This is a genomic window from Pantoea sp. GABEPS69 (genome assembly GCF_045780835.1).
In the GTDB taxonomy this organism is placed as follows: domain Bacteria; phylum Pseudomonadota; class Gammaproteobacteria; order Enterobacterales; family Enterobacteriaceae; genus Pantoea; species Pantoea septica.
Genome location: NZ_CP118618.1, coordinates 2,282,336 through 2,301,473, shown reverse-complemented (window position 1 = coordinate 2,301,473; position 19,138 = coordinate 2,282,336). Strand labels below are relative to the sequence as shown.

The 19,138-nt window shown below is 65.0% G+C and carries 13 protein-coding genes; 6 read left to right on the top strand and 7 right to left on the bottom strand.

The features are described from left to right. Positions 1-12: 12 nt before the first annotated feature. The 7 genes from PVE98_RS11285 to PVE98_RS11255 all read right to left on the bottom strand — a co-directional run bounded on the left by PVE98_RS11285 (position 13) and on the right by PVE98_RS11255 (position 7,541). The gene (locus tag PVE98_RS11285) at positions 13-966 is read right to left on the bottom strand and encodes a hypothetical protein (RefSeq protein WP_033789732.1); all 954 of its coding nucleotides are present in this window, start codon (positions 964-966) and stop codon (positions 13-15) included. Between the two features lie 14 nt (positions 967-980). Further along, positions 981-1,757 (bottom strand): PP2C family serine/threonine-protein phosphatase, encoded by a 777-nt coding sequence (locus PVE98_RS11280; RefSeq protein ID WP_033747632.1) that lies wholly within the window; start codon positions 1,755-1,757, stop codon positions 981-983. Continuing rightward, entirely contained in the window at positions 1,754-2,881 is a 1,128-nt protein-coding gene (tagH, locus tag PVE98_RS11275) for a type VI secretion system-associated FHA domain protein TagH (protein WP_096073026.1), read from the bottom strand. Before tagH ends, PVE98_RS11280 begins: the two co-directional genes overlap by 4 nt. A 36-nt stretch (positions 2,882-2,917) precedes the next feature. Continuing rightward, complete coding sequence (gene tagF / locus PVE98_RS11270; RefSeq protein WP_033747628.1) at positions 2,918-3,616, bottom strand: type VI secretion system-associated protein TagF; 699 nt, start codon at positions 3,614-3,616, stop codon at positions 2,918-2,920. 13 nt (positions 3,617-3,629) lie between these two features. Further along, entirely contained in the window at positions 3,630-5,744 is a 2,115-nt protein-coding gene (tssM, locus tag PVE98_RS11265; protein ID WP_096073027.1) for a type VI secretion system membrane subunit TssM, read from the bottom strand. Further along, positions 5,744-6,961 carry a type IVB secretion system protein IcmH/DotU gene (gene icmH, locus PVE98_RS11260; RefSeq protein WP_096073028.1) on the bottom strand — a complete coding sequence of 406 codons (1,218 nt, stop codon included), beginning with the start codon at positions 6,959-6,961 and terminating at the stop codon, positions 5,744-5,746. The genes tssM and icmH overlap by 1 nt, the downstream gene beginning before the upstream one ends. A gap of 85 nt (positions 6,962-7,046) precedes the next feature. Then, the gene (locus PVE98_RS11255) at positions 7,047-7,541 is read right to left on the bottom strand and encodes an SH3 domain-containing protein (protein ID WP_179944743.1); all 495 of its coding nucleotides are present in this window, start codon (positions 7,539-7,541) and stop codon (positions 7,047-7,049) included. 498 nt (positions 7,542-8,039) lie between these two features. On the opposite strand from PVE98_RS11255, the gene PVE98_RS11250 reads away from it, so the two are divergent. The 6 genes from PVE98_RS11250 (at position 8,040) to PVE98_RS11225 (ending at position 19,135) form a co-directional block, all read left to right on the top strand. Then, positions 8,040-9,269, top strand: a complete 1,230-nt coding sequence (locus tag PVE98_RS11250; RefSeq protein ID WP_096073029.1) for a nitrate regulatory protein — start codon at positions 8,040-8,042, stop codon at positions 9,267-9,269. A gap of 270 nt (positions 9,270-9,539) precedes the next feature. Beyond that, positions 9,540-10,790 (top strand): CmpA/NrtA family ABC transporter substrate-binding protein, encoded by a 1,251-nt coding sequence (locus PVE98_RS11245; RefSeq protein WP_407568483.1) that lies wholly within the window; start codon positions 9,540-9,542, stop codon positions 10,788-10,790. Between the two features lie 11 nt (positions 10,791-10,801). Beyond that, positions 10,802-11,668, top strand: coding sequence for a nitrate ABC transporter permease (gene ntrB, locus PVE98_RS11240; RefSeq protein ID WP_033747618.1), 867 nt, complete (start codon positions 10,802-10,804; stop codon positions 11,666-11,668). A gap of 9 nt (positions 11,669-11,677) precedes the next feature. Next, the gene (locus tag PVE98_RS11235) at positions 11,678-12,463 is read left to right on the top strand and encodes an ABC transporter ATP-binding protein (RefSeq protein ID WP_096073031.1); all 786 of its coding nucleotides are present in this window, start codon (positions 11,678-11,680) and stop codon (positions 12,461-12,463) included. Between the two features lie 10 nt (positions 12,464-12,473). Further along, positions 12,474-16,538, top strand: coding sequence for a nitrite reductase large subunit NirB (gene nirB, locus PVE98_RS11230; protein ID WP_096073032.1), 4,065 nt, complete (start codon positions 12,474-12,476; stop codon positions 16,536-16,538). Further along, positions 16,535-19,135 (top strand): nitrate reductase, encoded by a 2,601-nt coding sequence (locus tag PVE98_RS11225; protein WP_096073033.1) that lies wholly within the window; start codon positions 16,535-16,537, stop codon positions 19,133-19,135. The genes nirB and PVE98_RS11225 overlap by 4 nt, the downstream gene beginning before the upstream one ends. The last annotated feature ends 3 nt before the right edge of the window (positions 19,136-19,138 follow it).

Here is a 19,138-nt window from a genome sequence, read left to right as displayed (position 1 = left end):
GCTGCGCTGTAATTAATTGATGTTACGCCACGCACCTATCGCCGGATCAACCAGATCGGCGTGCAGGGTGTCGATCAGTAACACATTCACTTTTTGCTGTGGCATAAACTGCGGTCCCCAAAGACCACGCAACGTTTCCACCCGCGATTTCACGGCGTCCGGATCCTGCTGCGCCGTATTTTTATCCATTTTCACCAGCAGCGCGCCGTTAAAGCGCCAGACGTGGCTCGCCTCGTCGAAAGGCAGCACCAGCCAGCTGTCCGCGGCATCGGCGCGCGTCACGATCATGCGCTCTTTATTCGCGGCCACTACCTGCAGCGAGTTGCCGGAGATTTGCAGGTTCGCGATAGGGTAGCCCTGATAGAAGGTGACCGGCAGAGGCGTGTTTTTGCCCTTGCTTGCTAAGATTAACGCGCTTTTGCCTTCCAGCCAGCCGTCGTGCGGGCACTGCGCCTGCGCGACGTCGGGAATAAACAGCGACTGGCCGTCGGCGTCCCACGAGGTGCGGAAGCGACAGCCGCCGGGCAGATCAAAATGCTGCAGCGGCGCGCTGTTGGCCGGACGCGACAGATCGAGCGGCGCGGCATTGGCGGCGCTGGCGCTGGCGGTCGCGTCGGCCATCACGATCGGCCGCCAGTTTTGCAGCTTGCTGGCGCTGCCGCTGGCCAGCACGCCGCCCTCTTTGTTGGTCATCTGCCAGGGCAGCTCATCCAGCGTGCCGCACTGGTTGGCCAGCAGCGTGCCGACACGCGGCAAAAAAGTCGTCAGCACGGCGGAATCGGTGCTTTTGCCCGAAACGATGCGCAGCGGCAGCGACTCTTTGCACCAGTCGTCGGGCGCTTTGCTTTTTACGCCGTCGATAAACACCTCCAGCGCCAGGCTGGGGGAGTAAACCACGCGATAATCTTCGGCCTGCGCGCTGAAAGCGATAAGCAAGGTCGCAATGCCGGACAACCACAATTTCATAAGGATCCTTGGTATCAGTCGCGGGGCGGCAGAAAACGTGCCGAATCCGCCGCAGAATAAAGCAACGTGGCGTCCTGAGGTTCGCCGATCCACACAGAGAGCGCGCTGAGATTATCCTTTTTCACGCTGCGGCTGACCGCTTTTTCCATCAGCGCCAGCCACTCTTCGCAGGCATTCACCATGCGCAGCGCCTGCTCCATCTCTCTGGCCGTCAGGTTAAGCCAGAAACCGTCGGTGCAGACCAGAAAGGCGTCGCCATCCTCCAGCGCCAGCTCGGCGGAAAAGGTCACCGGACGCGCCGGATCCGCGCCGAGCGCATTATAGAGTAAATTACTGTTAATGCCGGTATTTTCATAGCCCGCATCCTTTAACTGCTGCGCCAGACTGTGATCCCGCGTGACGTCGAACAGCGTGCCGTGACGAAAGTGGTAGACCCGGCTGTCGCCGGCGTGCGCCCACCAGGCGCGCCGCTGCGGGCGATCGATAAACAGGGCCGCCAGCGTGGTGCTCATGCGGGAGAAACCGGGCTGCTGCGTCTGCGCCTCGCGCAGCGCCGCGCGGCAGCGCTCAATCGCCGCGTGCGTATTTTCCGGCGTCAGCCGCGGCTGGTCGCGCAGCTCGGCGAGCAGGGTGTCGCGCACCAGCTGCGCGGCGCGATCGCCGCCTGCAAGGCCCGCCACGCCGTCGCAGACCACAAAGCAGGCTTTCTCGTCAGTGATCTCCGCGCCGGTGCGGTCCTGGTTCTCGTCGCGCAGCCCCTGCTGGCAGCGGCTGGCAAATACAATCTTCATGCGTCGTCCGTCCGGGTCTGCGAATCTTTGTACTGGTTTACCTCCACATCGTAGGCGTGCAGAAAGGCTTCGCCGAACAGGGTGTGGAAGTCATCTTCGATCTCGCCGGCGGTGCGCTGATAGTTACGCGTAAAGTAGTCCCAGAGCGCGGCTTTTCGGGCGACAGAGAAGGGGAGTTTAGGCAGCACGCCCTCACTGCGCGCCTGCTCTTCCAGACGCTGCGGGTTAAACGACTGCAGCATAGCGGCGATAATGGCGCGAATACCGGCGATCATGCCGAGCTGATGCGCCTGCAGATCCACCAGCGCGTCGCGCACCGCCTGCTCCGGCGGCATAAAGCCCGGCATCTGGCTCTGATACATCTGCATCAGCACGGTTTTGCCGGAGGGCAGGATTTTAAAGGGATTGTTCGCCTCGTTGAGGATCATCGTCATATCCGCCTTGACGCCGCGCTTCAGGATCTGACGCGACGACAGCAGCGCGACCGTGCCCTGCGAGAAGAGGCTCAGCATCCGTCCCGTGACGCGCATCTGCTCTTCGTCGATCGGCGTGGCGTGGCCGTTGTTCAGCCCCATGCCCTCCAGCAGCGCGGCGATCAGCTTCTCCTGATCCTGTAATGCGATGCCGGTCGGGCGCGGCGCCTCGCTTTTTTGCGGATCGATCGCCAGCCGCGCATCGCTGTGGCGCGACGAAGCAGGCGGCGCAGAGAGAACGCTTTCCGTGGTTTTGACCTCAAACATGCCCAGCGGATCGCCCTCTGGCTGCAGCTCGCTGACGAACAGCGCCAGCGGATCGTCCCTCGCCGCGTCGGCGCGCGCCGGATCCTGCACGGCAAGCTGATATTCGCCAATTTGCAGCGCATCCCCATGGCGCAGCTGAACCTGCATTCCCCGTTCGAGCGCGACGCCGTTATGCACCACCGCGGTCACGCTGCCCTGGTTGGTCAGGCGGCACTCGCCGTCGGCGGAAAGGTGCACCAGCGCCTGCAGGCGCGAAATAGCGCGCGATTCGTCCGGCAATACCAGATCGTTATCCTGGCTGCGGCCGATGGTGCCGCCGGGCGGCTGAAACGCCACGGTTTTTACCGGAACATCCGTATTGCACTGCACAATGGTAAATTGCATGAGTCATCCCGTGTCTGATGGGCAAACGCAAGGCCGTTATTCGAACATTGGCGGATAGAGGCCGTTACGTCCCGGCTGAGTACCTGCCGCCGGGTTAAAAAGTAATAAAAACAGTTGCGCCGTCAGGTTGCCGCTGTGCTTGTGGGTCGCATGGGCGAAGCCGTCGCAGCGGTTGGTCCACCAGTAGCTGATATGCTGCTGGGGATCGAAGCGGTCCGCCACCTCGCGCCAGCTCAGGGTGCAGGGCAGGTCGCTAAAGCCGATAACGTCCATAATGTCGGAACGCTGCTTCTCCGGCACCAGCAGCGGCGGCAGCGCCTGCATCTGCTGCTCCAGCTGGGCCGGAGCGATCTGCACCTGCACCGCCTGATAGAGCGTGGCGCCTAAGTCCTGAAACCAGTCGCCGGAAATCGCGAGCTGCGCCGGATGCCACTGGCTGAGCGGAAAGGTGCGCAGCGCCAGCAGCGGCCAGGCGCGGCCCACGCGATCGCATGAGGGCATCAGGCAGCCCATCTGCACCTGCTGCACGCCCGGCGTGATCGGCAGAACGAAGTTCCATACCGGCGCCTGTAAAAACCAGCTGGTGGCCGCCTGCTCCTGACTGTGCCAGTGCATCAGCCCCTGCTGAAACCAGTGGGTCCAGGGCGCGATATGTTTCTCGCTCAACCGGTGACGAAGGAAATCGCCGGTTGAGGGGAGCTTCCCGTACCAGCCGGGGGCGACGATCGCAGCCATACTCACCTCATCATTACTCGCTATGCGCGGTCAATCGCTGCGCGTCCGCCGCCGGCGTCACGGCCAGCGCGCTGCCTTCGCGACCCGCATTTTTAAGATTTTCCGCCAGCTTGCGCATCATCAGCGCGTTGTCGCGCGCATAGGGCGAAGACTGAATCTGCTGATCCAGCAGCTGACTGAGGTGCCAGTCGAGCTGCTGCAGGTCGCGCGCGCTGACGTTCTCAGGCAGCGAGCGCTGCAAATTCTGCATCAGCCAGGCGCGTAAAAATTCGCCGTCGTAGTTGCGCGGCTGATAGAGCATCTGATAGGCGCGCAGCGCATTACGGCTGTACTCATTGTCGTCGCCCTTGTCGTTTCGCAGCAGGTTAGTGATCTGCTGCGCGACGCGCGGTAATAGCAAAGACTTTAGCGCATTTTGATAAAGCGCCCAGGCGGCATCGCTCACCTGGGTGCCGCGATAAAGCCCGGCGCGCATAGTAACCGGCGGATTATCCAGCGAAAAGTGGTCAGAGAGCGGCAGTTTCACCAGGTTGTTCAAAAAGGGAAGCAGATCAAAAATATTATCCGCCGGCTGATGGATCACCTGCTGGCTCTGGGTGGCGATAACCGGCACGCGCTCCGCCACCTGGCTGAGGTAGCGCTGGTTCTGGAAAAAGCTGATCAGCCAGAGTCCCGAGGCGATGGTTAGCGCGCCCGCCAGCACGCCGTAGCCAATCCAGTGGAACAGCTGGTTGCGGTGCTCCCAGTGGCGGTTGCTGCCGGCAAGGCCGCTTTCGCGGAACACCAGATCGCTGAGCAGATCGCGGATAAAAAAGCTCTGGCCCTTGTTGCCGGGGATCGGGCTGTTGCGGTTGACGCTGTCCCAGGCGGCGATGGTCTGACCGCCTGCCTGCGGCAGCTGCAGCTTGCGGCTTAGCTCGCCCATAATACGGTCGAAGGGCAGACCTTCCTGGGTGCCGCTGGTAAAAAAGAGCCCGCGGGCGCTCCAGGCGATCGACTCCTGCTGGTCAGAGAAAACCACGTCGAGATACTCGCTCAGCAGCGGGCGCAGCGAGGCGAACTCCTGCGGAAAGAGGAAACAGTCGGCGCGCTGGCCGAGATCGCGCTCCTGCGCCATCTTGTGGCTGAGCTGCTGCTGAAGCTGCTGTTCCAGTCGGTGAAACTGCTGATGAAAGCTGCGGTGCCAGTCATCTTTATGCGGCTTGCCCGGCTCCCAGGGAAAGGTAAAGCCCCAGATGGCGTCGCGCTGGCGCTTCTCCAGCGCGCCGAAATAGCCCATAAAGCCTTTCAGCAGATCGGTTTTGGTCACCATAACGTAGACCGGAAAGTGGATGCCGGTCTGCTGATGCAGCTCGCTCAGGCGGTTGCGCATGGCGCTCGCCTGGGCATAGCGCGCCTCGGCCGATTCGCTCAGCAGATCCGCCACGCTGAGGGTCATGATTACGCCGTTAATCGGCTGGCGCGTGCGGTAGCGCTTCAGCAAATTGATAAAGCTGTGCCACTCGCCGGCGTCGCGCGCGCGCTGGCTCTCCTGCAGGGTATAGCGTCCGGCGGTGTCGATCAGCACCGCCTGGTCGGTAAACCACCAGTCGCAGTGGCGGGTGCCGCCTACGCCGCGAATCGCGGTCTTGCCGACGCTGTCGGTCAGGGGAAAGTCGAGTCCGGCGTTGAGCAGCGCGGTGGTTTTGCCCGCGCCGGGCGCGCCGATCACCAGATACCACGGCAGCTGATAGAGATAGCTCGACTGCATGCGCGCCAGCCAGCGGCTGTTGCTTTTGCGGCTAAGGGGCATGCGTTTCAGCTGCATCACCGCCTCGCTGAAGCGCTGGGTAAGCAGCTCCTCGGTCGCCTGGCGATCGGAGAGATCCTCCGCGCCCGCCTGCTGCAGGTTATTGAGCAGCTTGCTGTTGAACCAGGCGCGATAGAGCGAAGGAATAAACTGAAACAAAATCCAGATGAAAAAAAGCAGGCCCACGGTCAGCTGGCGCGGCAGCGCCTGCTCGAGCGGGCGGGTCTCTCCCCAGCTCCAGAACGGGCCGAGGATCCAGACGAGACAGCTCAGCGCCGTCACGCCGATAAAGCTCCACAGCAGGCGATGGGTGAGAGCAGGGCGTAAGGATGCGCGCATTACTGGGTTCCCTGATGATTACTGAGCGTTTCCGGCGCGGCGAACAGCGTAATTTCGACGCGGCGGTTGCGAGTGCGGTTTTCGTTGCTGTCGTTAGGCAGCAGGGGGTCGCTGTCGCCGCGTCCTTCCGAGCGGATCGCATGGCCGTCGGCAAGCTGCGACTGCAGCAGCTGGGTCACGGCGCGGGCGCGGGCGAACGAGAATTCATAGCTAGAGGCGAAGCGGCTATTGTCCACCGGGCGATTGTCGGTAAAGACCGACACCAGCACCGTGCCTTTGACGTTCTTCATCGCCGTGGCGACGCGCGCCAGCAAGGCGCGTCCGACCGGATTGATGGCGGTGCCCTGTTCGGCGAACAGCTTGTCGGCGGGAATAATCACCTTGCTGCCGAACGCGCCGTCGCTGACTTCAAGCTGGCCGGCGGCGATAACGTCGTTAAGGCGCTGGCGTAGATCGAGCAGCGCCTGCGGCGAAGAGGGACGGCGCCCGACGGTGATCTGCGGCAGCGGCGTCTGATAAATGGCGCGCAGCAGCGGTTCGGCGTCGTTGCCGAGCCGCCAGTTCAGCGCGCTGTAGAGCAGGCAGGCGAGCAGCGCGGCGACGGTAGCGCAGGCCCAGAGCGGGATCATCGGGCGCGAGATGCTGCTGACCAGCGGATGCACCTCGACCAGCGGCCTGGCGCTCTCGCTTTGCGGCTGACGCGTCTCCTCGATCAGCTTCGCGAGACGCTTGCGAATGGCGTCGCACTGCACGCGTCCGCTGTCGCTGCCGCGATAGCGGCCTTCGTAGCCGAGCAGCAGGCAGTAGTGCACCACCTCCAGCAGCCAGAGGTGCTGGTTCGGGCTCTGCGAAATGCGCGACAGCAGCTGGAAAAATTTTTCGCCGCCCCAGCTTTCGTTGTGAAAGGTAACCAGCATGCCGTTGCCGGACCAGACGCCACGCGTGCCCCATGGGGTTTGCGCCGCGGCCTCGTCCAGCGCGCTGCACAGGCAGTAGCGCGCGCCGATAATCATCTCGAACGGCAGTCCCGCCTGCTTGCAGCGCTGCTCGAACTGGCGGATTTCATCAATCAGCGACTGACGCAGGCCGGCGGGATCGTCGTGCGTCACCGCCTGGCGAAGCTGCACCACGGCGTTCAGCAGCGGCGCCGCAGCCTGCAGTAAAAGATTATCGTTGCCCGAGGCGTTCGCCTCTGCGGCCTGCGATTCCTGAGTCATTAACGGGGATTCTTCCAGACAAGAACAGATCCCTGAGTGGCGAGCTCAGGGATGACAAACTGGCAATATGCGCCGGATTTCATTATCAGTCTAAGATCCAGGTCGCGGTATCGTTGGTGCGGCACGCTTTGCTGGCGCCGCCGACGTCGACACAGACCTGCTTGTTTTTTCCGCGCGGCCGCGGGCGATCGCTGCGCAGCGTAGCGTCGTAGCGGCTGCTCTCCACGCCCGCTTTCAGCGGAACATAGCCGATCAGCGGGCCGTCAGCCTGGTCGGCGATCGCCAGCCAGTGGTTTTCGACGCTGCCCAGCACTTCGAACGGCTTGCCGGTTTCAAGATAACGCACCACTTTGCCGCCGTAGTCGGGCGTGGTCATCACCGACGCCGCATAGAGGGCGCGCCAGGTTTCATTAACCGGGGTAAATTCGGCAGGCGCGGCGACCGCATGACGATGCACTAACTTAACGCCATTGACTTCGCTGGTGACCAGCGTGTCATCGGTGACAGACGGCGGCGGCGCTTTACAGCCCGCCAGGGTCAATGTCGCCAGCAGCATTAACGCAAGACTCTTTTTCACCATGTTCCTCGATTTCATCAGAGTAACTGCATAATACGTCGCCATCGTCACGCTGGTGACGACCCGCAACCTGCATCATGCCTTCACAGCATCAGCTAAAAAAACAGACAAATTACATCAGGATAGTACTGCATCCAGTCTACCTAAGACTTTTGAGAATTCAAACCATTGCGCTGTTGCTAAAGCCATGCTAGCCAGCCTGGCGCGCGGCGCGCAAAGATGCCGAAAAAGGTCGCTGGGTAGTTCAGTTAAGCGAAATTTACAAATGAATGACGTAACGTGATGAATTATGAAGCACGCTATTTTGTCATGGGCCACCGGGAATAGGAAATTATTAAATTTTTTTAATTGCTTTAGCTCTCTGTGATGACCTTTCCGGCGCTTTAACGGCCGCTCTTTTCAGAATATCCGGGTGAGAGCGATCGCACTTTTTCTATAAACCGGCATGGCTTTTGCTTCGTTTTGCCCAAATAAGGCGACTCTGATCAAAAGGTGATTCCCATGACCGACGCGCTGGCATACCTCCAGGCATCGCGCGACAGCGACATCGCCAGCCTGCAACGGCTGCTGCACACCGGCCAGCTGATTGCGGCGCTGAGCGAGCTGATCCATCAGCTTCAGCGCGAGCGCGGCGCCAGCAATATCTGGATCTGCTCGCAGGGGCGGCTGTTTGCCCAGGAGCGTCTGGCGCGCGAGGACGAGGTGAGCGCGGCGATCCGACGCTTTACCCGGGCGCTGCCGCCCGCCGCCGCCCATCCCGGCGACAGCCGCTTCTGCAATCTGATTGCCGCCGCGCTGCAGGCGCTGGCGGCGCTGCCTGGCCTGCGCGCGCAGATGCTGGCGGGCGAACGCGATCAGGCGCAGTCGATGCAGGCGTTCAACCAGGTGATCCGCACCCTGCTGAACCTGGTGTTCGAAGCGGCGGATACCGCCAGCCATCCCGATATTTCCCGCGCGCTGATTGCGCTGTTCAGCTTTATGCAGGGCAAAGAGCTGGCGGGACAGGAGCGCGCTACCGGATCGGCAGGTTTCGCCGCTGGCCGCTTCAGCGAAGAGCAGCGTCAGCGCATGGTGGCGCTGATCGCGGCGCAGGAGCAGAGTTTCGCCACCTTCAGCCAGTTTGCCGACGCCGACGCGCTGGCCCGCTGGCGTCCTCTGGCGTCCGCCAGCCGGGAAGTGGAGCGACTGCGGCGCATCGCCTGCACGCTCGGCCAGGCGGAGGAGTCGGGCACGCTACGCTGGTTCTCGCTGCTTAGCGCCCGCATCGATCAGATGAAAATGCTGGAGGATCACCTTACCGCTACGCTGATGACGCGCTGCCGTCAGGCGATTCAGGCGGCGCAGAGCGAAGCCGCGCAGCCCGTACTAGCGGCGGATCAGAGCTTCAGCCTCTATATCGCCGGCGCCGACTGGCTGCCGGAAGAGCAGACCCGGCTGCACAGCGACGGCCTGGCGCATCAGCTTGGCCGCTCGGTTCTGTCGCTGGTGCGCGAGCAGGCGCAGCGTCTGCAGCGTCAGGCGGATGAGCTGGCGACCATGCGCGCTACCTTAGAAGAGCGGCGGGTAATCGATCAGGCGAAGGCCTGGCTAATGCAGCAGCACGGCTACGGCGAACAGGCGGCGTGGCAGGCGCTGCGCAAAAGCGCCATGAACCAGAATAAACGCGTTATCGACATCGCTCAGGCGGTGCTGGCGGTGGCCGCGATGGCGCAGCCGCCCGCGACGCAGTAAGAGGCGCGGCGCGGCTACCTCTCCAGAGGTAGATGCACAACCGCTGTGCGCAGGCTGCGTTAGCAAAGTGCATCCGACCCGTTTCACCGCGCAAAAAGCCGCGCCGGCGCGGGTTTCCTGACCTGGCACGCTCCTTGCTGTACTTTCAGGGAATTCGCACTTCTTTCGCCAACGGCGGCGAAACAGTGCTTTGGATAAAGGCGTCCATCCGCATGCGCAGGCATGTCGGTCGGACGCCTTTTTTTATTCTCTTTTTTCAGGAAGCGAGCGATGAGCCACTCCTCTTTTTCCGCCTCACGGCGCAAGTTGTTACTCGCTGGCGCCGCCGCTGGCGGCGCATATCTGCTGCCGGGGCTGCGCAACGCCGTCTGGGCCGCCGGTTCCGACGCGCCGGAGAAGGCGAGCCTGCGCGTCGGCTTTATCCCGCTCACCGACTGCGCGCCGGTGGTGATGGCGGCGGTGAAGGGCTTCGATAAAAAGTACGGCCTGACGCTGCAGCCGAGCAAAGAGGCGAGCTGGGCGGCGGTGCGCGACAAGCTTACCTCCGGCGAGCCGGACGCCGCCCACGCGCTCTACGGCATGATCTACGGGCTGCAGCTGGGCGTGGCGGGGCCGCAGCACGACATGGCCAACCTGATGACGCTCAACAACAACGGCCAGGCGATTACGCTCTCCAGCCAGCTTAAGGCGCAGGGCGTGACCGACGCTGCCAGCCTGAAGCAGGCGGTGGCGGCGCAGCCGAAAGGCGCCTTCAGCTTCGCCCATACCTTTCCCACCAGCACCCACGCCATGTGGCTCTACTACTGGCTCGCCAGCGCGGGCATTCATCCCTTCGACGACGTCCGCACCCTGGTGGTGCCGCCGCCGCAGATGGTGATGAACATGAAGATCGGCAATATGAGCGGCTTCTGCGTCGGCGAGCCGTGGAACCAGCGCGCCATCAGCGACGACATCGGCTTCACCGCCGCCACCTCGCAGCAGATCTGGCCGGATCATCCCGAAAAGATCCTCGCCACCCGCGGCGAGTGGGTGAAAAGCAACCCTAACTGCGCCCGCGCGCTGACCGCGGCGGTGCTCGAGGCGGCGCGCTGGATCGACGCCTCCGACGACAACCGACGCGAAACCGCCGCCGTACTGGCGCAGCGCGCCTGGATCAACACCAAAGTCGAGACGCTGGAGGGGCGCATGCTCGGCCAGTACCAGAACGGCCTCGGCAAAAGCTGGCAGGACGCGCACGCCATGCGCTTCTTTGGCGACGGCGCGGTGAGCTTTCCCTGGCTCTCCGACGGTATGTGGTTTCTGACGCAGATGAAGCGCTGGGGCATGCTCAGCGTCGATCCCGACTATCTGGCGGTGGCGCGGCAGATCAACCGCATCGACATTTACAAACAGGCGGCGAGCGCCGTCGGCAACGTCGCGCTGCCGCCAGGCGAACTGCGCAGCAGCACGCTGATGGACGGCAAAGTGTGGGACGGCAGCGATCCTGCCGCTTACGCAGCCGGCTTCGCCCTGAAACGCTAAGAGAGGCAGAGATGAAAAAAGTTGCGCAGATCGGCGCCCCAGCCGCCGTCGAACCCGGCACCGTCGTCACCCTTAACCTGAAGCCGAAAAGCGCGGTCCGTCCGCCGCGCCTGCGGCCGCTGATGCAGCGGCTTATTCCGGCGCTGTGCGGCCTGCTGCTGATGCTGCTGGTGTGGCAGATCGCCGCGCTGTGGAGCAGCGGCTTCCCGACGCCGTACGCCACCTGGCAGGCGGCGCTGACGCTGTTTGCCGATCCCTTCTATAACGCCGGGCCGAACGACCAGGGCATCGGCTGGAACGTGCTCGCCTCGCTGCAGCGCGTCGCGGTCGGCTTTGGCCTGGCGGCGCTGGTGGGTATCCCCGCCGGCTTTCTGCTCGGGCGCTTTACCTTTGTGGCGCGCATGTTCAACCCGATTATCGCGCTGCTGCGTCCGGTGAGTCCGCTCGCCTGGCTGCCGATTGGCCTGCTGCTGTTCCAGCGCGCCGAGCCCGCCTCAAGCTGGACCATCTTTATCTGCTCGATCTGGCCGATGGTGATCAACACCGCCGAAGGGGTGCAGCGCATCCCGCAGGACTATCTCAACGTGGCGCGCGTGCTGCAGCTGTCGGAGTGGACGGTGATGCGCCGCATTCTGTTTCCCGCCGTGCTGCCGGCGGTGCTCACCGGCGTGCGTCTCTCGATCGGCATCGCCTGGCTGGTGATCGTCGCCGCTGAAATGCTCACCGGCGGCCTCGGCATCGGCTTCTGGATCTGGAACGAGTGGAACAACCTCAACGTCGAGAACATCCTCATCGCCATTCTGATTATTGGCGTGGTGGGGCTGTTGCTGGAGCAGGGCCTGATGCTGCTGGCCCGCCGTTTTAGCTGGGATAAATAAGGAGCCGCTATGTCACCGATTATTCGCGTTCAGCAGGTCAGCCAGCGTTTCACCACCGCGGGCGGCGACTTTCTCGCCCTGGATAACGTCTCGTTCGACATTCACGAAGGAGAAACCTTAAGCCTGATCGGCCACTCCGGCTGCGGCAAATCGACGCTGCTCAACCTGATCGCCGGACTCACCGCGCCGAGCAGCGGCGTGCTGCTGTGCGACAACCGCGAAATCGCCGGGCCCGGCCCGGAGCGCGCGGTGGTGTTTCAGAACCACTCGCTGCTGCCCTGGCTGACCGCCTGGCAGAACGTTGAGCTGGCGGTGCGGCAGGTGTTTAAAGGCCGCATGAGCAACGCGGAGATGGCGGAATGGATTGAGCACAACCTGAACCGGGTGCAGATGAGCCATGCGATGCACAAACGCCCCGGCGAGATCTCCGGCGGCATGAAGCAGCGCGTCGGCATTGCGCGCGCGCTGGCGATGAAGCCGCGCGTGCTGCTGCTCGACGAGCCGTTCGGCGCGCTCGACGCCCTGACGCGCGCGCACCTGCAGGACAGCGTCATGCGCATCCAGCAGGAGCTGAACACCACCATCGTGCTAATCACCCACGACGTCGACGAGGCGGTGCTGCTCTCCGACCGGGTGCTGATGATGACCAACGGCCCGGCGGCGAAGGTGGGCGAAATCCTGACCATCGATCTCGCCCGGCCGCGCTCGCGGGTCGCGCTGGCGGATGAGGCGCGTTACCACCAGCTGCGTCAGCAGATCTTGCACTTCCTGTATGAAAAACAGACCGCAGCCTGAGGAGCCGCCTATGACGCAACGGCTGCTGGTAGTGGGCAACGGCATGGCGGGGATGCGCATGGTGGAGAGCCTGCTGCGCCTCGCGCCGGATCGTTACGCCATCACCGTGATCGGGCGCGAGCCGCACGGCAACTACAACCGGGTGCTGCTCTCGCCGGTGCTGGCGGGCGAGCGACCCTTCGAGGAGACGCTCATCCATACCCAGGCCTGGTACCAGCAGCACGGCGTCACGCTGCTGGCGGGCGAAACGGTGCTAAAGATCGACCTCGTGGCGCGGCGGCTTGAGACCGATCGGCGTGTGCTGGCGTGGGATCGGCTGGTGTTCGCGACCGGATCGCGCCCGCGGCTGCCCGCGATAGCCGGCGTCGACCGGCCGCAGGTCTTTGGCTTTCGCAGCAAAGCGGACATCGACGCGCTGCTGGCCGAAACAGGGCCGGTGGTGGTGCTGGGCGGCGGCTTTCTCGGCATCGAGGCCGCCGCCGCGCTGCGCGCCCAGGGGCGCGAAGTCACGCTGCTGCACCACAAAAGCTGGCTGCTGGATCGCCAGCTCGACGCCCAGGCGGGCGCGCTGCTCCTCGCGCAGCTCACGTCGCGCGGCCTGCACGTCGAGCTTAACGGCGGGCTGGCGGCGGTGACGGAAAGCGGCGTGCTGCTCACCGACGGCCGCACGCTGCCTGCCGCGCAGGTGGTGATCGCCATCGGCGTCGAGCCGGAGATCGCCGTCGCGGCGGCGGCGGGCGTGCCCTGTCATCGCGGCATCATCGTTGATCGCCAGCTGCGCAGCGGGCTGCCCGGCGTTTACGCCCTCGGCGAGTGCTGTGAAATAGGCGGCGAGACCTTCGGGCTGGTAGCGCCCTGTCTGGCGCAGGCGGAGGTGCTGGCGGCGCAGCTGGCGGGGCAGCCGGTTGCTGATTTTCGCCATCAGGTCGACGGCACCCGCCTTAAGGTCAGCGGCATTTCGCTGTTTAGCGCTGGTGATATCCGCGAGGCGGAGAGCTGCGTCAGCTTCGATCCGATTGCCGGCGACTACCGCCGTCTGTTTCTGCGCGACGGCCGGTTGAGCGGCGTGCTGCTTTACGGCGACTGTCGCCAGGCCGCGCCGCTGCTGGCGAAACTGCAGGCGGGCGAACGCGCCGCGCTGCACACCCTTTTTGATACTTCACCCGAAACGCAGCCGCAGGCTGCAGGAAGCCCGATGATGAGTAAACCGGTATTAGCCGTGGTCGGTCACGGCATGGTCAGCCACCATTTCCTCGAACAGCTGGTGGCGCGTGCGCTGCACCAGCGCTATCACATCGTGGTCTACGGCGAAGAGCGGCTGCCCGCCTATGACCGCGTTCATCTCTCATCCTGGTTCGACGGCAAAAGCGCCGCCGATCTGTCGCTGGTCGGCGAGGACTTTTTTGCGGCGCACGGCATCGAATTGCGCAGCGACTGCCGGGTGGTGGCGATCGATCGCCAGCAGCGCAGCCTGCGCGACAGCCGCGGCGACGAGCTGGCGTGGGACCGGCTGGTGCTCGCCACCGGCTCGCGTCCCTTTGTGCCGCCCATCCCCGGCCACGACGACCCGCGCTGCTTCGTCTACCGCACGCTGGACGATCTCGACGCCATCGCCGCCTGCGCGCGCCGCAGCCGGCGCGGTGTGGTGATTGGCGGCGGCCTGCTGGGGCTGGAGGCGGCCAACGCGCTGCGCCAGCTTGGGCTGGAGACCCATGTGGTCGAATTCGCGCCGCGCCTGATGGCGGTGCAGCTGGACGAGGGCGGCGCACAGATGCTGCGGCGTAAAATCGACGCGCTCGGCGTGCAGGTGCACACCGCGAAGCAGACGGAAAGCCTCGTGCGCGAGGCGGACGACAGCCTGACGCTGCGGTTCGCCGACGGCGAGACGCTCAACGTTGACATGGTGCTCTTTTCGGTGGGTATCCGCCCGCGCGACGAGCTGGCGCGCGCGGCGGGATTAACCCTCGGCCCGCGCGGCGGCATCGCCATCAACGATCTGTGCCAGACCAGCGACGAGGCGGTGTTCGCCATCGGCGAGTGCGCGCTGTGGAACGGGCAGATTTTCGGCCTGGTGGCGCCCGGCTACCAGATGGCGCGCGCGCTGGCCGGACACCTCGCCGGCGAGACGAGCCTGTTTACCGGCGCGGATATGAGCACCAGACTCAAGCTGCTGGGGGTTGAGGTCGCCTCGTTCGGCGACGCCCACGGGCGCACGCCGGGCAGCCAGAGCTACTACTGGACCGACGAGCCTAAAGGGATATACAAGAAAATCGTGGTGTGCGGCGAGGGCAAAACCCTGCTGGGCGGCGTGCTGGTAGGGGACAGCGCCGACTACAGCACGCTGCTGCAGATGATGCTTAACCAGATGGCGCTGCCCGCCGCGCCGGAGAGCCTGATTTTGCCCGCGCTGGCTGGGACGCCGAGCCGGGCGCCTGGGATAGCGGCGCTGCCGGACAGCGCGCAGGTCTGCTCCTGCCACAGCGTCAGCAAGGGGGATATCTGCGCCGCGGTGCAGGCGGGCTGCGGCGATATGGCGGCGATTAAGCAGTGCACCCGCGCCGCCACCGGCTGCGGCGGCTGTTCGGCGCTGGTGAAACAGGTGATGGAGAACCAGCTGGCGACCCTCGGCGTCGAGGTGAAAAAGGATATCTGCGAACATTTCGCGTACTCGCGGCAGGAGCTTTATCACCTGATGCGCGTCGGCGAGCTGAAAAGCTGGGAGGCGCTGCTGGCGGCGCACGGGCGCGGCCACGGCTGCGAAGTCTGCAAGCCGCTGGCGGCGTCGCTGCTCGCCTCCTGCTGGAACGACTACCTGCTGAAGCCGGCGCATCTGCCGCTACAGGAGACCAACGATCGCTACTTCGCCAATATTCAGAAAGACGGCAGCTACTCCGTGGTGCCGCGCGTGCCGGGCGGCGAGATCACGCCGCAGGGGCTGATCGCCATCGGCGAAGTGGCGGCGCGCTACGATCTCTACACCAAAATCACCGGCGGCCAGCGTATCGATCTCTTCGGCGCGCGGCTGGATCAGCTGCCCGCTATCTGGGAAGCGCTGTTGGCGGCGGGCTTTGAGACCGGCCACGCCTACGGCAAATCGCTGCGCACGGTGAAATCCTGTGTCGGCTCCAGCTGGTGCCGCTACGGCGTGCAGGATTCGACCGCCTTCGCCATCGCGCTGGAGCATCGCTACAAAGGGCTGCGCGCGCCGCACAAGATCAAGATGGCGGTGTCGGGCTGCACCCGCGAGTGCGCCGAAGCGCAGAGCAAAGATATCGGCGTCATCGCCACCGAGAAAGGCTGGAACCTTTACGTCTGCGGCAACGGCGGCATGAAGCCGCGCCACGCCGATCTCTTCGCCAGCGATCTCGACGACGAAACGCTGATCCGCTACGTCGACCGCATCCTGATGTTCTATGTGCGCACCGCCGACCGGCTGCAGCGCACCAGCGTCTGGATGGATAACCTCGACGGCGGGCTCGACTATCTGCGTCAGGTGGTGATGGAGGACAGCCTCGGCATCGCGGCGACGCTGGAGGCGGAGATGCAGCGCGTCGTCGACAGCTACCAGTGCGAATGGCAAACCACGCTGGCGGATCCGTCGCGGCGCGCGCTCTTTACCCCCGCCGTAAACGGCGCGGGGACGGACGAGGCGCTGCGTTACGATCGGGTGCGGGATCAGCGTCAGCCCGCGACGCCGACGCGCATTGCGCTGCGCGAACTGCCGGCCGAACCCTGGAGCGCGCTGTGCGATCTCGCGGCGGTGCCGCCGCAGGCGGGCATCGGGGCGCGTCTTGGCAGCGAGCGCATCGCGCTGTTCCGCTTCGGCGACGATCTCTACGCACTGGAGGATCGCGAGCCGGGCAGCGAAGTCAGCGTGCTGTCGCGCGGCATCCTCGGCGACGTGGCGGGCGAGCCGGTGGTGATCTCGCCGCTCTACAAGCAGCGCGTGCGCCTGCGCGACGGGCAGAGTCTCGACAACCCGCAGCATCAGCTGCGCTGCTGGCCGGTGAAGCTGGAAGCGGGGCGCATCTGGGTGGCGAACCGGCCGCTCAACCTGATGGCGGAAGCCTCATGAAGAGCACCTGTCCCTACTGCGGCGTCGGCTGCGGCGTCAGCGTAGGCGCCGACGGCGCCGTCGCCGGCGACGACAGCCATCCGGCCAATCTTGGACGCCTGTGCGTCAAAGGCGCGGCGCTGGGCGATACCCTGCACGCCAGCGGACGACTGTTGCGGGCGCGGGTGGACGGCGAGCCGGTAGCGCTGGAGCACGCGCTGGAGAGCGCCGCCGCGCGCCTGCGCGCCATTATCGAGCGGCACGGTCCGGAGGCGGTGGCGATCTACGCCTCCGGCCAGCTGCTCACCGAGGATTACTACGTCGCCAACAAGCTGATGAAGGGCTATCTCGGCGCGGCCAATATCGACACCAACTCGCGTCTCTGCATGGCCTCGGCGGTGGTGGGCTACAAGCGCGCCTTCGGCGCGGACGCGGTGCCCTGTTGCTATGAGGATTTCGCCGAGGCGGATCTGGTGGTGCTGGTGGGCTCTAACGCCGCCTGGACCCATCCGGTGGCCTATCAGCGGCTGGCGCAGGCGAAGCAGCAGCGCCCGGCGATGCGCGTGGTGACGATCGATCCGCGCCGCACCGCGAGCGCCGACCTGGCGGATCTGCATCTGCCGCTGCGCCCGGGCAGCGACGGCGCGCTGTTCAGCGGTCTGCTCAACTGGCTGGCGCAGCATCGCGCCATCGACAGTAGCATGCTGCCGCACCTGAACGGCGTCGAGGAGACGCTGGCGGCGGCGCAGTCATGGACGCTGGCGCGTGCGGCGGCGGCCTGCGATCTGGATAGCGACTTGCTGGCGCAGTTTTACCAGCTGTTTACCGCCAGCGATCGCGTGCTCACGCTCTGGTGTATGGGCATTAATCAGTCGGCCGCCGGCAGCGACCATAACAACGCCATTGTTAACGTCCATCTGCTGAGCGGGAAGCTGGGCCGCGCGGGCTGCGGGCCTTTTTCGCTGACCGGACAGCCTAATGCCATGGGCGGACGCGAGGTGGGCGGGCTGGCGAATCAGCTGGCGGCGCATATGGGCTTCAGCGATGCCGAATGCGACCGGCTGCAGCGCTTCTGGCGCAGCCCGACGGTGGCGCGGCGGCCCGGCCTCACCGCCGTCGCGCTGTTCGAGGCGGTGGCGCGCGGCGAGGTGAAGGCGGTGTGGATCCTCGGCACCAATCCGGCGGCGTCGATGCCGGAAGGCAACCGCGTGGCGCAGGCCCTGGCCGCCTGCCCGCTGGTGATCGTCTCCGACGTGATGGCGAACACCGACACCACGGCGTTTGCCGATATTCTGCTGCCTGCGCTCGGCTGGGGCGAAAAAAACGGCACCGTGACCAACTCCGAACGGCGCATCTCGCGCCAGCGCGCCTTTGTGCCGCCGCCCGGTGAAGCGAAGCCCGACTGGTGGCTGCTGGCGCAGGTGGCGCAGCGACTCGGCTTTGGCGACGCCTTCGGCTGGCAGCATCCGGCGGAGATTTTTCGCGAGCACGCCGCGCTCTCCGGCTTTGAAAACTACGGCCAGCGCGCTTTCGACATCAGCGGGCTGGCGCAGCTCAGCGACGACGCCTGGGAGCAGCTGAAACCGGTGCAGTGGCCGGTCAACGCGCGCTTCCCTGACGGCTGTGCCCGACTGTTCGGCGATCGCCGCTTTTATCATGCCGACGGCAAAGCGCGGCTGCTGCCCTGCGCCGCGCCGCTGGAGACGGCGGGCGACAAAGGCTATCCGCTGCTGATGAACAGCGGACGTATTCGCGACCAGTGGCATACCATGACGCGCACCGGCGCGGTGCCGCGCCTGATGCAGCATATCGACGAGCCCTTTATCGCGCTGCATCCCGCAACGGCGCAGCGCTGGGGCCTCGCCGATGGCGATTTGGCGCGGGTGCAGTCGGCGCACGGCTGGATGGCGGCGCGGGTGCGAATCGACAGCGGTATGCGTCTTAACGAGCTGTTTGCGCCGATGCACTGGAACCGTCAGTTCGCGCTGCAGAGCAATGTCGACGTGCTGGTAGCGGCGCGCTGCTGTCCCGCGTCGGGCCAGCCGGCGCTGAAGCAGACGGCGGTGCGTATCCAGCCGCTGCGTACCGGCTGGCAGGGCTGGCTGTGGCAGCGCGATATCGAGGCGCCTTCCGGGCTGCGCTACTGGGCGCGCGCGCCGCAGACAGGCGCGCAGCGGCTGACGCTGGCGGGTGACGGCGCCGCGCGCGACTGGGCGCAGGCGCAGCTGGCGACGCAGAACATGCAGCTGCAGCAGGCGGTGGGCGCTGCGGGAGAGTACCGGCTGCTGGCGTGGCGCGAGGGCGAGCTGCAGCTGGCGTTCTACGCCGCGCCGCGCCTGCCGAGGCTCGACCATGAATTCATCACTGCCGCCTTTCGCGCGCCGTCCGCCGACGCCGCCGGACGCTTTGCGCTGCTGGCGGGCAGCAGCGCGCAGGGCAGCGACGCCGGGCGCATCATCTGCAGCTGTTTCGGCGTCGGCGAAACAGCGATCCGGCAGGCGATGGCGCAGGGCTGCGACTCGCCTGCGGCGCTCGGCGCCGCGCTAAAGTGCGGCACCAACTGCGGCTCCTGCATTCCTGAACTGAAACAACTGTTATTCACGCCAGCCACGGCGTAACGG

Excerpts from the sequence above, each read along its gene's own strand:
- PVE98_RS11285 (WP_033789732.1), bottom strand. The coding sequence starts at position 966 with ATGAAATTGTGGTTGTCCGGCATTGCGACCTTGCTTATCGCTTTCAGC.
- PVE98_RS11280 (WP_033747632.1), bottom strand. The coding sequence starts at position 1,757 with ATGAAGATTGTATTTGCCAGCCGCTGCCAGCAGGGGCTGCGCGACGAG.
- tagH (WP_096073026.1), bottom strand. The coding sequence starts at position 2,881 with ATGCAATTTACCATTGTGCAGTGCAATACGGATGTTCCGGTAAAAACC.
- tagF (WP_033747628.1), bottom strand. The coding sequence starts at position 3,616 with ATGGCTGCGATCGTCGCCCCCGGCTGGTACGGGAAGCTCCCCTCAACC.
- tssM (WP_096073027.1), bottom strand. The coding sequence starts at position 5,744 with ATGCGCGCATCCTTACGCCCTGCTCTCACCCATCGCCTGCTGTGGAGC.
- icmH (WP_096073028.1), bottom strand. The coding sequence starts at position 6,961 with ATGACTCAGGAATCGCAGGCCGCAGAGGCGAACGCCTCGGGCAACGAT.
- PVE98_RS11255 (WP_179944743.1), bottom strand. The coding sequence starts at position 7,541 with ATGGTGAAAAAGAGTCTTGCGTTAATGCTGCTGGCGACATTGACCCTG.
- PVE98_RS11250 (WP_096073029.1), top strand. The coding sequence starts at position 8,040 with ATGACCGACGCGCTGGCATACCTCCAGGCATCGCGCGACAGCGACATC.
- PVE98_RS11245 (WP_407568483.1), top strand. The coding sequence starts at position 9,540 with ATGAGCCACTCCTCTTTTTCCGCCTCACGGCGCAAGTTGTTACTCGCT.
- ntrB (WP_033747618.1), top strand. The coding sequence starts at position 10,802 with ATGAAAAAAGTTGCGCAGATCGGCGCCCCAGCCGCCGTCGAACCCGGC.
- PVE98_RS11235 (WP_096073031.1), top strand. The coding sequence starts at position 11,678 with ATGTCACCGATTATTCGCGTTCAGCAGGTCAGCCAGCGTTTCACCACC.
- nirB (WP_096073032.1), top strand. The coding sequence starts at position 12,474 with ATGACGCAACGGCTGCTGGTAGTGGGCAACGGCATGGCGGGGATGCGC.
- PVE98_RS11225 (WP_096073033.1), top strand. The coding sequence starts at position 16,535 with ATGAAGAGCACCTGTCCCTACTGCGGCGTCGGCTGCGGCGTCAGCGTA.